Raw genomic sequence first — 14,377 nt, 5'->3', positions numbered from 1 at the left:
AAGAAGTGTTTGATTGAATAGAATTAATATCTTGTAAAAGACCCTTCAATCTTCGTTGTACGAAACTTCTCTTTTATTTTTCCGAGGTCGATTTTTTCCTGAAATCGCTAAGCTTCATGGCGTTCAGGCGCTTTCTCTCGGTAACTTTTCTACGTTTGACGGGGGAAGTATTTCAGTACGGTAATAAATAGATTTGGCGGGTAACAACGGATGGTTAGTGCGTTTTTTTCGTCACGTTTCAATTTGATCCTTCCAGGTATTAAAAGTGACTTTCAAGTGTTGGCGTTCAAAGGCCAGGAGGTCGTTGATCAACCATTTTTTATTCAGGTGCAGGTGGTCAGCGAAAATCCTTCACTGGATCTGGAGGCTTTGCTCCACCAGCCTGCATACCTGGCGTTCGGCGACACGGATACAGGATTGCATGGGCAGATTTACGCAATTGGCCGCGATGATCCTGGCCAGCGGCTCACCCGCTATCACCTGACGTTGGCGCCGCGCCTTGCCTACCTTGGTCATCGGCGCGACCAGCGGATTTTCCAGCAGCGCAGCGTTCCCCAGATCATCGCGACAGTCCTTGAGCACCACGGCGTTCTGGCCGACAGCTATGTCTTTGAGCTGGGGCCAGTGGTGTATCCGCCGCGTACGTTCTGTGTGCAATACGCGGAAACCGACCTGCATTTCATCCAGCGGCTGTGTGAAGAGGAGGGCATTCATTACCACTTCCGTCACAGCGAGGGCGCGCATGTGTTGGTATTTGGCGATGACCAGACCGTATTCCGCCGCTTGCCCGTGCAACGTTATTCACCTGCCGGCGGGCCGCAGGCTGATACGCGGGTTATCCAGCGTTTCGATGTGCGCCTGGGCACCCGTAGTGGGCAAACGGTGCGCCGCGATCATGACTTTGAACATCCCTCCTTGCGCTTACAGACCACCGCAGGCTCGACCGCAGCGCAAACCCTTGAAGACTACTGTTATCCAGCAGGTTTTAGCGGTCATGCACGGGGTTCGCGCCTGGCACGCAGAGGCTTGGAGCGTCATCAACGCGACCGTTTTCGCGCGCTGGGCAAGAGCGACCAGCCGGTATTGCGCAGTGGGCATTTCCTTGAATTGCAAGACTATCCAGACCCGCTCTGCAACGACCTTTGGTTAATCACTTCGGTCCGTCACGAGGGTTATCAACCCCAGGTGCTGGAGGAAGCGGCAGAGGAAGTGGGTACATTTCAGGGGTATCGCAATCGCTTCACGGCGACACCCTGGAGTGCGACGCATCGACCGCCCCTCAAACACCCCAAGCCGACCATCAACGGGACCCAGACCGCAACGGTCACCGGGCCTTCCGGTGAGGAGGTGCATTGCGATGCATACGGTCGGGTGAAAGTGCGATTTCATTGGGACCGGTTGGACAAGACCGATGACAAAAGCAGTTGTTGGGTGCGAGTGGCGTCAGGATGGGCCGGTGATGGGTTTGGCGCAACGATGCTCCCACGGGTGGGCATGGAAGTGCTGGTGACCTTCCTTGAAGGAGACCCGGACCAGCCGTTGATCCACGGTTGCCTGCCGAATGCGTTGCACATGCCTACCTATCCTTTGCCGCAACACAAGACCCGCAGTGTCTTGCGCACTTGCAGCACCCTGGGCGGTGAAGGTTCCAACGAGTTGCACCTCGAAGATCGTCGTGGCGAGGAGCTCATCTACGTTCGGGCTCAACGGGATTTTGAGCAACAGGTGGGCCATGACGCTCGCTTGGAAGTGGATGGGGAGCGACGGGAAATCATCCGGGGGTTAAGCACGGTTCACCTGGAAAGTGAGGAGCATCGTCATGTCACGGGTGATCGTAAGGTTGTTCTCAAAGCCAGCGACCACCTGGACGTGCAGGGCGATAGCCAGACGTATGTCCGGCAGACCCTCGTGATCGAAGCTGGCCAAGAGGTGCATCTCAAGGCCGGTGCCAGCTTGGTGATCGACGCCGGCGCACACCTGAGCTTCAAGGCGGGCGGAGAGCACCTGGTGATCCAGGCGGGAGGTATTTTCAGTAGTCGGCCCATTACTCTCGGTGGCACACCGTCCGCGACCGGGTCGGCGAGTTCTGTGTCGGTTGCTACAACCCCTGAAGTCTCCGTTGTCCAGGGCGTCATCATGCACTTGGCCAAGCAACTGGGCGCGGACTTCTGTCCAGTGTGCGAACGCTGCCGCGAAGGCCTGTGCGATATCAGTGAGAGGGCTGCCTGATGGACAACCTTCCAAATCAATGGATGAGCCAGCAGCTGCAGGCAGGGCACAGGCTGTGTTTGATACTTGAAGGCAGTAACGCAGCCCGCCAGCCGATGTTGGCAGCGCGAGGCTTTCCAGACTATTGCAGCCTCTACGCACAAACCCCGCTGGCGGAAATCGCCACGGCTGGCCCCTTGATCCTGCTGCTGGATCAGGTTGGCGAGCCCGCGCTGCTCGATCTTCTACAAAAGCCGGAGATGAATTGGGGGTGGTTGGGCAGTTTGCCAAACGTGGACCTCACGGACGTGACGCGGCATTGGCGCGACCGGCTGCTGGTCGGGCCCGAGGGGCACCAGGCGCTGTACCGCTTTCACGACAATCGTACGCTGGCGCGTGCACTCAACTGCCTGAAGGTTGAGCAATGGCCAGCATTCCTAGGTCCGCTGATCAGTGTGTGTTACTGGCATGAAGACCGTTGGCACTATGGCAGTAACCCTGCTCCCGGTGATTATCCGGTGCCCGATCCAGCCCCTTGGCTGAACATACCTAACCCAAATGCCTACGCCATTTTGCACGCCAATATCCTGCGTTACCTGCTGGCGGAGCACAGTGAAAGTCTGGCAGCGCTGGTCGAATTCCAAGACCCCAGGGTATGGCTGACCCAGGTACTCGAACAGGCTCGGGCCTGGCAATGGAACCGGCCGGAGCAGTTGGAGTTTCTGGTAGTGCGACGGTTGGAAGAGGCCAGTCGCGCCAGTGTGATTCGATGGCAGCCAACCGTCGGAGAAACCCCTGAAGATCATTTCCAGCGGACGTTGCAGCTGTGGCGCTCGATGGAGAAAACCGATGAGTAGGCGGATCTTGGGTGTGCTGCTGGCGCTGGGGATGGCGGGGCTTTCGGGGTGTGCGGTAAAGCCGGTCGAAAGCTTTACGCTGCAGGTGGATCTACCACCGGAATTTAAACTTAAAACAGCCGCCAACTACAGGCCCGCCACGGGTGAGACCTGCACCTTGCCAAGGCGTCGAGGCAAGCGGCCAGAGCGGAAGGTCTTTTTTACCGAATACAAACCTGCGGCCAGTCGGGTGAGTTATCAATTGCCGCTAACTGAAACGGTGGAGGGATGCCCGTTGGTGTTGCGTGGCGTCGAGTTTGATTTTTATGCGAAATGGGGGAAACGGGATGGGGATGTTGGGGGGGATATTGCGGGTATTTCCATTCGAGATCGTTTAGCGGGAGAAATGCTGGTGATGCCTGAGTCTGGGATTCAGGAGTTGTCGTGGCAGTGCCAGTGGTTGTTTCGGACGGTGGGGCCGATACATGCGATCAGGAAGGTTCTGAGCTGTAATTCGTCGGGCGCGAGGGTTCAATCGCGCACAGCTTACGCTGGCGGAGGTTTTTCGCGAGATGAATTGGGAGGAAAAACGATACTGATAAAACTGGGCCTGACTAACGAAGAACGACCTTATATGGGCGACAACTGGGTTCGTTTTCCTCAGGGATGGAAACGTTGCCGGGGGACGAGTATGGAGGACCAGTACGCGTTCTGCATGGGTAACACTACGGATTTCAAACCCTTCAAAATGCCCGATGGGCGCGTATGCGACATATACCCGACTTGTACTGAATAAGGATATCCAGGCATGACGATGGAGCAATGGAAGCAACCTTTTTTTAATGAAAATATGCCTGCCTGTGCGTTGAGTGATGGCAGTTTGAGTTTTTGCCTAGTAGATGAATCAGGCGATTGGCAAGTTTATGGTGGGCTCAAATATGAAGTTTTTGACAGCGCTGGGAAAGGATACAAAGGGCATTTAAACGGAGATGGTGTTGCACGTATACACGGGCAATGCCGTGGTCCTGTCGTGCTGGTTTTCGATGCTGAATATAAGGCAACGGGCTCCTTTTATTCGACATTGCAGGAGCGAGAAAAATATCCATTACCCATTACCGACCTTCAAGTCAGAGCTGAGCAAACGCATTTTTTAAATCCTAATGGCAAACGAGCCGAGCGTAATCACTCGCGTCATAAAGGCGATCAGTTTTATCAAGTCGAAGTGAGCGACTTGGTTCGTCACATTGCCCACCTACCCCCTGTAGCACCTTCAGCCCATCGCCCCCAACGCCACGCCCTAAAAATGATGGCAGACCTCGGCTTCGGCCCACCCCAGCCAGCCTTGTTCGGGGTCGTGCTCTTCCCCAACAACCACACGGTTCTCGAAGTACGTCCGCTTCGAGCCCTGCGCCCAATGCTTTCCACTCAAGACGATTTCTGTGCGTTGAACCTGTACCAGTTGGCATTGTTTGCATCACTGAGTTATTGCAACTTCGGTCAGGTGCCGCCGGAGAAACCCCAGGATGAAGTGCGTTTTCCGCTAGACCCAAGTGTCGGAAATCTATTTGCTGAGCAGCTTTCAGGGCATCAGGAAGCGTGGCGGGTTGATCCGGAGCAAACACAGCGTTTCTATCCACTCTATGAGGAAGTCCCGTACTCCAGGCGCTTCGAAATCCTGCCCTTTGATCCTGCGTTATACCCACAGAATCGCCCGGAACTGGGGGATGAACAGGAACACCCCGCGCGCTTGCATTTCTTCGATGACGAAAAAGGCGGCACTGATACTCAGGCGTTCATCACTCACCACGATGAGGTAATTCTGATAGCGGTGCGAGGCACTGCCAGTTCAGCTGATGGGTTGCGAGATGCCAACGCCCACCAGGTGCTTTTCGCGGAGGGTGTTGGCAAGGCGCATGAAGGGTTTTATCTGGCATACCAAGCGGTGCGTGATTTCGTACTACGCTACCTTGATCAGTTTCACACCGGCCAGCGCATTGTGATTTGTGGCCACAGCCTGGGCGGCGCGATTGCGTTGCTCCTGGCTGAAGGGTTACGTCGAATTCCCGATGCCAATTACAACGTCCTCCTTTACACCTACGGCGCTCCCCGCGCCGCCGACTCCGAGTTCACTCGCGGCGCATCCACGTTGGTTCACCATCGCATCGTCAACCACAACGACCCCGTTCCCAGCGTCCCTGCGCCCTGGATGAATACCACCGCCAAGCTCTGGATCCCTGGCGCCGTCACGCTATTCAGCGCGCCCACCGCAGGTGGTCTGCTGTTCGCAGCCGGCTTGGTACGTATTGGCGGCAACCCTTACCAACATCATGGCGAGCAGCAGCACTTTATGCCGATCATGCTCCCGGATGGCACGCACTCGTCGGTATTGTGGAAGCCTGGTTGTGAGTCCATCGAAGAGGCTGGTCACAGTCGAGCGTTGCAAGTGCGAGGTGACATGCCCGACCGCGAAGGTTTGATCAGGCAACTGGTGCAATACAAACAGCACTTCATGACCGCCAGCTACATCCCTGCTGCCTGGGCGACGTTGCGGCGCTGGCAACAAGCTTTGGATAGCAACGGCCCTCTGGTGACCCAGCGCGAGTTTGAACTGCTCGACCATGCCCTGGCGACCATGCGCAAACAACTGCAAGACAAGCGGCGTGAACTCACCCGACATCGCCCGACCAACGCACGGTCCTATGAATATCACGAGCCCTTGAATGCCGAAATCGACCGCCTGCACACCAGTCGCGAACGCCTGCAAACCCTGCGTTGGCGTCGCCTCGATGCCCATGATATCTACGGGAGCCACGCCCACTCTGCAGCGCTGCCGCCGAGCCTGAAGCGCTGGTTTCGTCATCGTGAAAACCAGGCACTGCCTCAGGTCGCCAGTATCCCTCCCGCCACGCCAAGCGAGCTGGGGAGGGCGCAATCGCTGGATATCGACTCAGTCGTATGATCCCCGTGCTTACACAAACTCCACCTGCGCGGGCTGGCGCTTCATCAACACCTTGCCGTTGCGAATCGAGTACAGCGGTAGTCCTTGGCTGCGAATCACCTCGTAGTCGCTGTCCGCCGAGAGGATCAACAAATTGGCTGGGCGTCCAGGCTCAAGGCCGTAGCGATCACCCAGGGCCATGGCCTTGGCGCTGTTGTCGGTCACCAGGTCGAGTGCGCTTTGCAGGTTGCGGTAGCCGAGCATGTGGCAGATGTGCAAACCGGCTTCGAGCACCCGCAGGATGTTGCCGTTGCCGAGCGGGTACCAGGGATCGACGATGGAGTCCTGTCCGAAGCACACGTTCATGCCCGCTTCGAGCAGTTCGTTGACCCGCGTGACACCTCGGCGTTTCGGGAAACTGTCGAAGCGGCCTTGCAAGTGGATGCTTTCGGTCGGGCACGAGACGAAGCTGATACCGGAGTGGCCCAGCAGGCGGAACAACTTGGCGCAGTAGGCATTGTCGTAGGAACCCATGGCCGTTGTGTGGCTGGCCGTGACGCGGGCGCCCATGTCGCGGCTGCGGGCTTCTTCTGCCAACACTTCGAGGAAGCGCGAATGGGGGTCGTCGGTTTCGTCGCAATGCACGTCCACCAGGCAACCGGTGCGCTCTGCCAGGTCCATCAGGAATTTCACAGAACTCACGCCTTGGTCGCGAGTGTATTCAAAGTGGGGGATGCCGCCGATCACGTCGGCGCCCAGGCGGATGGCTTCTTCCATGAGCTCGCGGCCGTTGCGGTACGACTCGATGCCTTCTTGAGGGAAGGCGACGATTTGCAGGTCGATCAGGTGCGTGCTTTCTTCGCGCACTTGCAGCATGGCCTTGAGCGCCGTGAGGTCGGGGTCGGTCACGTCGACATGCGTGCGTACGTGCTGGATGCCGTGGGCGGCAAGGGACTGGATAGTTTTCTTGGCACGGGTCCTGGTGTCTTCCTCGGTGATGGTGGCTTTGCGTTCTCCCCAGCACTCGATGCCTTCGAACAGGGTGCCGCTCATGTTCCAACGTGGTTCGCCAGCGGTAAGAGTGGCGTCAAGGTGGATATGGGGTTCGACGAAGGGCGGGACTACCAGATTGCCAGCGGCATCCAGGTCGCCAGCCTTCATGACGGGTGGCGTCGCTTGTGGGGTGATGCTGGCGATCCGGCCGTTTTCCAGGTGCAGATCATGCAGGCCTTCACGGTTGCGCAGGCGGGCGTTGATGATGTGCATGGGCAAGTTCCTCTTGGCTAAAAACAATCAGGCAGACAGCCGCCAGATCATCAGGGCAATGCCGATGTCCAGGCGGTCATATGAATTATCCAGCGTCAGCCCGCACAGGGCTTCGATGCGCTGGATGCGGTGGGTCAGGGTATTGCGGTGTACGGCCAGGCGCTGGGCGGCGGCCATCAGGTTACCATTCTCGTGAAACCAGGCTTCCAGGGTTGGCATCAGGCCGGGGCCATGGTGCAGGTCGTGGCGCAGCAACGGGCCGAGGCGCTCATTGAGAAATTGGTCGAGCAGGGCGCGATCACGCACGCCGCTGAGCAACTTGAGCACGCCCAATTCGTCATACACGCACAATCCGGCCCGCTCGCTGAACCGTCGCGCGGCGGCCAGGGCCTGGCGCGCTTCATCCTGTGCTTGAGCCAGGCGCTCGGCCGGATGGCGCGCCGCGCTCAAGCCGATAAATAGCTTGAGGGGTGCCAGGCGCAGGTTCAGGGGCTTCAGCCACTGGGCCAATTGCTGACGGTTGGCCGAGGCCGCGACAGCATCCGGCGCCGGTAGCAACAGGGTCCATTGTCCGGCCCGCCCGAGTATCGGCAGCGCGGTCGACAACTGACGCAAGCGGCGACTGATTGCATCATGCTGTCGGGCCAGTTGCGCCTCCACCCGCGTCGCGTCGTCTTGGGCGAACAGCAATTCACTGCCTTCCAGTTGCAATTGCACAATTTGCCAATGCCCTGCCAGGGACATGCCCAATTGCACGGCGCGGTGCAGCAGCAGATCCAGGGATTGATAGTCACCGGTCAGCAAGCGCTCCAGCACATCATGGCGTGAGCGCCCCAGCTGTTCGGACTGAATGAGTGCGGAGCCGATGGCCTGGGTCACCAGTACCATTTTCAACGAATAAGGCTGTTCGATCAGTGGCATGCCGGCGGCTTCGGCGGCGTCGAGTAAACGCTGGGGGATCGCCTGGATATATGCCGGCCCGGTAAGAATCACCAATCCGGCGACCTGGCGCTGACACGCTTCGTCCAGCAGTTGCAGCAGATTGGCTTCATCCCGTGGGTGGTTGATGCCGGTGACGAACACCAGTTCGCCGCCCAGTACCCACTCGGCGATCCCGCTGTTTTCCGCCACGTACGGCCAGCGAACGCGGTTATCCAGGCTGGCTTCACCGGCCCGCAGGCGCATGGATTCCAGCCCGGGCAGGGCCAGTACGTCGGCGAGGGTCAGGCTCATGCCTGGGCGTCAGCCAGCGGTACACGCACGCGTAGTACGGCGGTCAGCGCGATGTAGGTCAGCGACGCGGCAGCGATCCCCACCAACGGCGCGACCCAGGGTGAGTTGAATGCCAGCACGGTGCCCACCGCATACGCCACTAGCCCCGGCCAGTTGAACGCCGGCAGACGCGCTTCAGCCAGGCGCGGGTATTGGCCGCGATAGCGGTAGAAGAAGTCCGCCATGATGACGCCACCAATGGGTGGGATCACCGTGCCCAGCAGGATCAGGTAGGGCACCAGCATGTCGTACATGCCGAGCAGCGCCAGCAACGTGCCGATCACCGCACCAGCCAGGGTCACGGTTTTGCGGCGTTTGGTGCGCAGCAGATTGCAGCCGGCCACGGCGAAGTTATAAATGGTGTTGTCTTGGGTGCTCCAAATGTTGAGCAGCAACATGGCCATCGCCGCCATGGCAAAGCCTTGCAGCAGCAATACTTCCACCACGTCCGGTTGCTGATAGACGATGGCGCCATAGGCCCCGATCAACACCATCAGGCCATTGCCGATAAAGAAACCGATCAGGCTGGCCAGCACCGCCACCCTGGCTGAGCGTGAAAACCGCGTCCAGTTGGTGGCCTGGGTCGCGCCGCTGACAAAGGTGCCGAACACCAGGGTGATTGCCGTCGACAAGTCCAGTTCAGCGGTCGGCACCACCGCCAGCAACCCGTCCAGCCCGCCGATTTTCATCGTGGCGACCCACATCGACAAAAACAGCAACAGGCCCATGGCCGGCACCGCGATGTAGGACAAAATCTCCAACCCGCGATAGCCCACGTAGGCTGTCGCGCAGAACACCAGGCCGAACAGCACCATCAAGGCCAGCACACTGCCCTGGCTCAGCTCGAAATATTTACCCAGCACCACGGCAGCAGTGGCGGTGCCCCAGGCGTACCAGCCGATTTGGGTGAAACCGAGGATCAAGTCGCTGAGTTTGCTGCCCACTTCGCCGAAGCAGAATCGCCCCATCAGCACCGAGTTCAAACCACTCTTGAAGGCAATGTAGCCCAGGCCTGCGGCGTAAATACCCAGCAGCAGGTTACCCAGGGCCACCACGCCGAGCATGTCGGTGAAGCTGAACGCTACTCCCAGCTTGCCGCCGGCAAACATGGTCGCGGTAAAAAACGTAAAGCCCAACAGCACCATGGCGGTTGACGCCAGGCCCTTGCGCGCATGCATGGGGACTTCGCTTAAAGGGTAATCGTTGCCCGTTTCTTGCTGCGTCATGTGCCTTGCTCCCTGAATGAGTGACGAGGCCTATTGCACCGCGCGTGCCAAATCCGCAGCAGTGACGGGCGCACGGTGGCGGCTGTGCACGGTGCACAGTATTTATAGCCAAACAGGGGAGACGCGCAGAAAAGAATGTTCGCTGTGCCCAGTCGGGCACGAAAGCAGTGCAGGGGTGATACAAAATGGATCAGTCGGACAGCGTGTGTGATCGCTGGGCTTGAGTCCGGCCGTCGGCGCAAGTGCTCCTTACCGTCGGGAAGCGTGGCTGTAAGTGAGGCAGCCACAAAAAAACCACCGCATGGGTGGTTTTTTCACATCGCTGGCTTACTCGCCGCGATAGATACAGCCGCTGGTGCAGGTCTCATGGATGCGAATTGCGCTGAGTTCTGGCAGCAGTGGTTTCAGTTCATTCCAGATCCACTTGGCCAGCACTTCGCTGGTTGGGTTTTCCAGGCCTGGGATGTCATTGAGGTAGTTGTGGTCGAGGCGTTCATAGAGTGGCTTGAAAATCGCCTTGATCTCCGAGAAGTCGCGAATCCAGCCGGTGTGGGGATCCAGGTCGCCGCTCAGGTGAATCGCCACCTTGAACGAATGCCCATGCAGGCGCCCGCATTTGTGGCCATCCGGCACGTGCGGCAGGCGGTGGGCGGATTCGAAGGTAAACTCTTTGAAGATTTCCACAGTATTTTCAGCTCGGTCAGGTATCTGGCAGGCGGCGAGTTTAACAGCTTGATCACGCGCCGCGCATACCGCTGGGTCAAAGCGCCTGCAAGCGCTCGCCCAGGCCTCCGTTATCCGCCAGTTGCAGAAACTCATCCCCCAACCGCTGGCTCTCGCTCATCGCGGTTTGCCAGTACTTATTGCGGCTTTTGTCGTCGCCCAAAAAGCGTTTGAAATCGCTGCGGTCCGGCAGTTTGCCTTGGGGCAGGCGGGCCAGGTAGTCCTTGGACGGCGCCAGCAGCAACACGTCCTGCAATCCCTGCTGATTGCTGCGCCGCCATGGCAGCCCTTTGTCGAACCAGCCGGGGATCACCCGATCGGTAAAATGCGGGTACAGCACGATGTCATCGCCGTGGTAGGGAAGATCAAGGTGGTAGTCCAGCAGGCCGCCGTCGCGGTAGGTGCCAGTGCCTGCGCCGGGCAGGTCGCGCACGCCTTGCATCACCATCGGGATCGAGCCCGACGCCAGAAGTGCCTGGCGCAGGTTGCCTGCATCCAGTTCAAGAAACCGCGATGGGAAATCCTTCAGTGGATGCACCGGTGGCAGTTGGCGCGGGTCATGGATGATCAACCGTTCGAAATGCCGCGACAGCCGCGCGCGGCCGCGCAGGTTGTCGGCGATCACCGTTGACAGGCCCAGACCCAGGCGCCCGCGATGGTCGTCGGCAAGCAGGCCGTGGCTTTTGACCACCATGATATTCAGGCGATAGTCGGGATTGTCCAGTACGCGTGCATCGCGGCCGGCCAGTAGGTCGTCGAGCATGCGCTGGCAGCTCTGGGTGACCTCGGCCATGGTCACGCCTTTGGCAAAACGCTGCTCGTTGTACAAGCGGCCGAGGTCCAGCAGGCCTTGCACCGGGTCGGGCAGGCAGGCGCTGGCAAAGCGCCAGGAACCGATGGATGCGCCTATCAGCGCCCGCTCCCGTGGTGCGCGGGGCAGCCAGTCGCCGAACAGCGCCAAGTCCAGGCCCTGGATGCCCAAAGCCTTGGGGCCGCCAGCCGCACCGGGGAGGATGCCTACGTCGGCAGGCTTAAGGCCTTGTTCGCGGATGCGGGCGAGGGCGCGCGTGCCGGCCTTGAGGGTCAGGGCGGGAAACTTGATGTGAATGGCTGTCATACCGGTCTCTGTTGAAGCGAGCGGGGCAGTATAGGAAATCTCGCGGGTTGTGGGAAAAGGCCTTTCCCGAAATTGCCATGGTGGCAATTCAGTTTCAGTTAAGTTGCGGCATATACCGTGGCTGGCGTAGGACTAACTTCGTGTTATGGAGACTTATCATGAAACGCCTCACTGCTCTGGTCGCCGCCGCTATCATCGCCTCCGCGGCGTCCCAGGCCGGAGCCGTGGACCCCGACAAGCCACTGACCGTGCCCGCCACTGTTACAATTGTCGCCTTTGACCAACTGGAAGCCACGGCCCTGGCCCTGCACCCCGGTTCGACGCTGCTGGACACCGATCTGGACGAGGCGTATGGCAAGTACGTCTACGAGGTTGAGTTGGAAGATCGCCACGGCATTGAATGGGATGTTGAATTGGACGCGCTCACCGGGCAGGTTCTCAAGAATCATCAGGATACGTAATGAAGGTAAATTTACGCGCCGGCAGTCGAGTGGCGTTGGTGCTGGTGGTGTTCTGCTCAGGTTTGCAGGCCCGCGATCTCAACCAGGACGAAGCCCTCGCGCTGCGCCAGCAGGGGGTGATCCTGCCGCTGGAGCAACTGTTGCAGCAGGCCATGGCGCGGTATCCCGGCTCCCGTTTGCTGGAAGCCGAGCTTGAGAAAAAACACGGCCAATATGCCTACGAAGTGGAGTTGGTGACCACCGAAGGTGTGGTACGTGAGATTAAACTCGACGCCACCAACGGTGTACTGATCAAAGACGAGGAAGACTGATGCGCCTGCTCCTGGTGGAAGACAACGTACCCCTGGCCGATGAATTGTTGGCCGGCCTACAGCGCCAGGGCTATGCCGTCGACTGGCTGGCCGACGGCCGCGACGCTGCTTACCAGGGCCGCAGCGAACCCTACGACCTGATCATCCTCGACCTCGGCCTGCCCGGTTTGCCCGGCCTTGAGGTGCTGGCGCAATGGCGTGCAGCCGCGTTGGCCACTCCGGTGCTCGTTCTTACCGCCCGCGATTCGTGGGCAGAACGGATCGAAGGGCTCAAGGCCGGTGCCGACGACTACCTGAGTAAACCCTTTCACCCCGAAGAACTGCACCTGCGCATCCAGGCGCTGTTGCGCCGTTCCCACGGCCAGGCCAACCAGCCCACCTTGCAGGCCGCTGGTCTGCACCTGGACGAAGGTCGCCAATGCGTACTGCGCGACGGTGACGAGATCCAACTGACCGCCGCCGAATTCCGCCTGTTGCGCTACTTCATGCTGCACCCCGAACAGATCCTGTCGAAAAGCCACCTGGCTGAGCACTTGTATGACGGCGAGACAGAGCGCGATTCCAACGTGCTGGAAGTCCACGTCAATCACCTGCGCCGCAAATTGGGGCGCAGCGTGATCGAAACCCGGCGCGGCCAGGGTTACCGCTTTGGCGCCAGCCCTGCATGAAGTCGATTCAACGCCGCCTCAGCCTGGGGTTGATCAGTGTGATGGTGATCGTCGGTCTGGTGTTGGCGCAAACCAGTCTGTGGTTGTTCGAAGCCGGTTTGCAGCGCTACCTGGAAGCGGGGTTGCGCAACGACGCTGAAAACCTGTTGGTGGCGCTGGTGCGCGGGCCCAACGGCGTACAGTTGGATGAGCAGCGCCTCTCGCCGGCCTATCAGCGGCCGTTTTCCGGGCATTACTTCCGTATCGATTTTGCTGACACCCATTGGCGTTCCCGTTCGCTGTGGGATCAGGAGTTGCCCCGACTGCCCGAAGTGGGGCTCAAGGGCAACCTGCAACTGGGCCCGGAAGGCCAGCAGTTGCTGGTATTGCGCTCGGACTACAAACGCTTTGGCCAATCAATTTCCATCAGCGTGGCTCAGGACTACACACCCGTGCGGGAAAGCTTCCGGCTGATGCGTCAGATCGGTCTGGTGCTGGGGTTGGCGGCGTTGCTGCTGGTATTGATCCTGCAGCGGGTCACCGTACGTCGCGCCTTGCGCCCGCTGGAAACCGCCCGCAACCAGATCGCCCAATTGCAGCAGGGCCAGCGCTCGCAACTCGACACCCAGGTGCCGTTGGAGCTGGAGCCGCTGGTGGCGCAGATCAACCACCTGCTGGCCCACACCGAAGACAGCCTCAAGCGCTCACGCAATGCCCTCGGCAACCTGGGCCATGCCCTCAAAACCCCGCTGGCGGTGCTGTTGAGCGCTGCGTCGAGCGAGGCGCTCAAGGATCACCCTAAACTGAGCAAACTCTTGCGCGAGCAGTTGGAGCAGGTTCAACAGCGCCTCAACCGTGAGCTCAACCGCGCACGCCTGGCCGGCGAAACCTTGCCGGGCGCCTTGTTCGACTGTGAAAAAGAACTGCCCGGTTTGCTGGCCACCCTGAACATGGTCCACGGCGAGCACTTGGACCTCAGTTACCACGCGGCCCCAGGCTTGCAATTGCCTTGGGACCGGGAAGACCTACTGGAACTGCTCGGCAACCTGCTGGACAACGCCTGCAAATGGGCGGATGCCGATGTGCGGCTGAATATCAGTGAAACCGCCAACAGCTACCTGCTGGTGGTTGAGGATGACGGACCCGGTATCCCCGAAACCCAGCGCGATCAGGTATTCAGCCGTGGCACACGCCTGGATGAGCAGATTGATGGCCATGGTTTGGGGCTGGGGATCGTGCGGGATATCGTCGAGGTGTGGGGCGGGGTGTTGCAGTTGCAGGAAAGCGAGCTGGGCGGGCTCAAGGTGCTGATCGAATTGCCCTGTGGAAGGGGCGGTGCGACGATTCGACCGGCTCCCTCCCACATTTGACC

General features: G+C 59.5%; 13 protein-coding genes. 8 read left to right on the top strand and 5 right to left on the bottom strand.

Going from position 1 to position 14,377, the window contains the following annotated elements; all coding sequences use genetic code 11:
• Positions 1–210: 210 nt before the first annotated feature.
• The 4 genes from ACKZ62_RS18875 to ACKZ62_RS18860 are packed head-to-tail and all read left to right on the top strand — an operon-like array spanning position 211 to position 6,003.
• Positions 211–2,229, top strand: coding sequence for a type VI secretion system Vgr family protein (locus ACKZ62_RS18875; RefSeq protein WP_447095656.1), 2,019 nt, complete (start codon positions 211–213; stop codon positions 2,227–2,229).
• Positions 2,229–3,065, top strand: coding sequence for a DUF4123 domain-containing protein (locus ACKZ62_RS18870; RefSeq protein WP_447095655.1), 837 nt, complete (start codon positions 2,229–2,231; stop codon positions 3,063–3,065). Before ACKZ62_RS18875 ends, ACKZ62_RS18870 begins: the two co-directional genes overlap by 1 nt.
• On the top strand, positions 3,058–3,840 hold the full coding sequence (locus ACKZ62_RS18865) for a hypothetical protein (RefSeq protein WP_260368138.1): 783 nt from the start codon (positions 3,058–3,060) through the stop codon (positions 3,838–3,840). The genes ACKZ62_RS18870 and ACKZ62_RS18865 overlap by 8 nt, the downstream gene beginning before the upstream one ends.
• Positions 3,841–3,852: 12 nt before the next feature.
• Positions 3,853–6,003: a lipase family protein gene (locus tag ACKZ62_RS18860; RefSeq protein ID WP_447095654.1), complete on the top strand. Its 2,151-nt coding sequence runs from the start codon at positions 3,853–3,855 to the stop codon at positions 6,001–6,003.
• 9 nt (positions 6,004–6,012) lie between these two features.
• On the opposite strand, the gene codA is transcribed toward ACKZ62_RS18860, so the two are convergent.
• The 5 genes from codA to ACKZ62_RS18835 all read right to left on the bottom strand — a co-directional run bounded on the left by codA (position 6,013) and on the right by ACKZ62_RS18835 (position 11,586).
• Positions 6,013–7,248: a cytosine deaminase gene (codA, locus tag ACKZ62_RS18855; protein WP_181640405.1), complete on the bottom strand. Its 1,236-nt coding sequence runs from the start codon at positions 7,246–7,248 to the stop codon at positions 6,013–6,015.
• Positions 7,249–7,275: 27 nt separating this feature from the next.
• Positions 7,276–8,481, bottom strand: a complete 1,206-nt coding sequence (locus ACKZ62_RS18850; protein WP_447095653.1) for a PucR family transcriptional regulator — start codon at positions 8,479–8,481, stop codon at positions 7,276–7,278.
• Entirely contained in the window at positions 8,478–9,746 is a 1,269-nt protein-coding gene (gene codB / locus ACKZ62_RS18845) for a cytosine permease (RefSeq protein WP_122681507.1), read from the bottom strand. Before codB ends, ACKZ62_RS18850 begins: the two co-directional genes overlap by 4 nt.
• 327 nt (positions 9,747–10,073) lie before the next feature.
• Positions 10,074–10,430, bottom strand: a complete 357-nt coding sequence (gene queD, locus ACKZ62_RS18840; RefSeq protein ID WP_003173033.1) for a 6-carboxytetrahydropterin synthase QueD — start codon at positions 10,428–10,430, stop codon at positions 10,074–10,076.
• A gap of 76 nt (positions 10,431–10,506) precedes the next feature.
• On the bottom strand, positions 10,507–11,586 hold the full coding sequence (locus ACKZ62_RS18835) for a patatin-like phospholipase domain-containing protein (RefSeq protein ID WP_181640403.1): 1,080 nt from the start codon (positions 11,584–11,586) through the stop codon (positions 10,507–10,509).
• A gap of 158 nt (positions 11,587–11,744) precedes the next feature.
• Between ACKZ62_RS18835 and ACKZ62_RS18830 the strand changes: the two genes are divergently transcribed.
• The 4 genes from ACKZ62_RS18830 to ACKZ62_RS18815 are packed head-to-tail and all read left to right on the top strand — an operon-like array spanning position 11,745 to position 14,375.
• Positions 11,745–12,047 carry a PepSY domain-containing protein gene (locus ACKZ62_RS18830; protein WP_032886703.1) on the top strand — a complete coding sequence of 101 codons (303 nt, stop codon included), beginning with the start codon at positions 11,745–11,747 and terminating at the stop codon, positions 12,045–12,047.
• A complete protein-coding gene (locus ACKZ62_RS18825) occupies positions 12,047–12,358 on the top strand; it encodes a PepSY domain-containing protein (protein ID WP_032886701.1) in 312 nt (103 codons plus the stop codon). The genes ACKZ62_RS18830 and ACKZ62_RS18825 overlap by 1 nt, the downstream gene beginning before the upstream one ends.
• Positions 12,358–13,026, top strand: coding sequence for a response regulator transcription factor (locus ACKZ62_RS18820; RefSeq protein WP_032886699.1), 669 nt, complete (start codon positions 12,358–12,360; stop codon positions 13,024–13,026). Before ACKZ62_RS18825 ends, ACKZ62_RS18820 begins: the two co-directional genes overlap by 1 nt.
• Positions 13,023–14,375, top strand: coding sequence for a sensor histidine kinase (locus tag ACKZ62_RS18815; protein ID WP_032886697.1), 1,353 nt, complete (start codon positions 13,023–13,025; stop codon positions 14,373–14,375). Before ACKZ62_RS18820 ends, ACKZ62_RS18815 begins: the two co-directional genes overlap by 4 nt.
• Positions 14,376–14,377 lie beyond the last annotated feature (2 nt).

The organism is Pseudomonas sivasensis (assembly GCF_052938085.1).
Note: the sequence above shows the minus strand (reverse complement) of the source record. Positions and strands in the feature narration are given on the sequence as shown.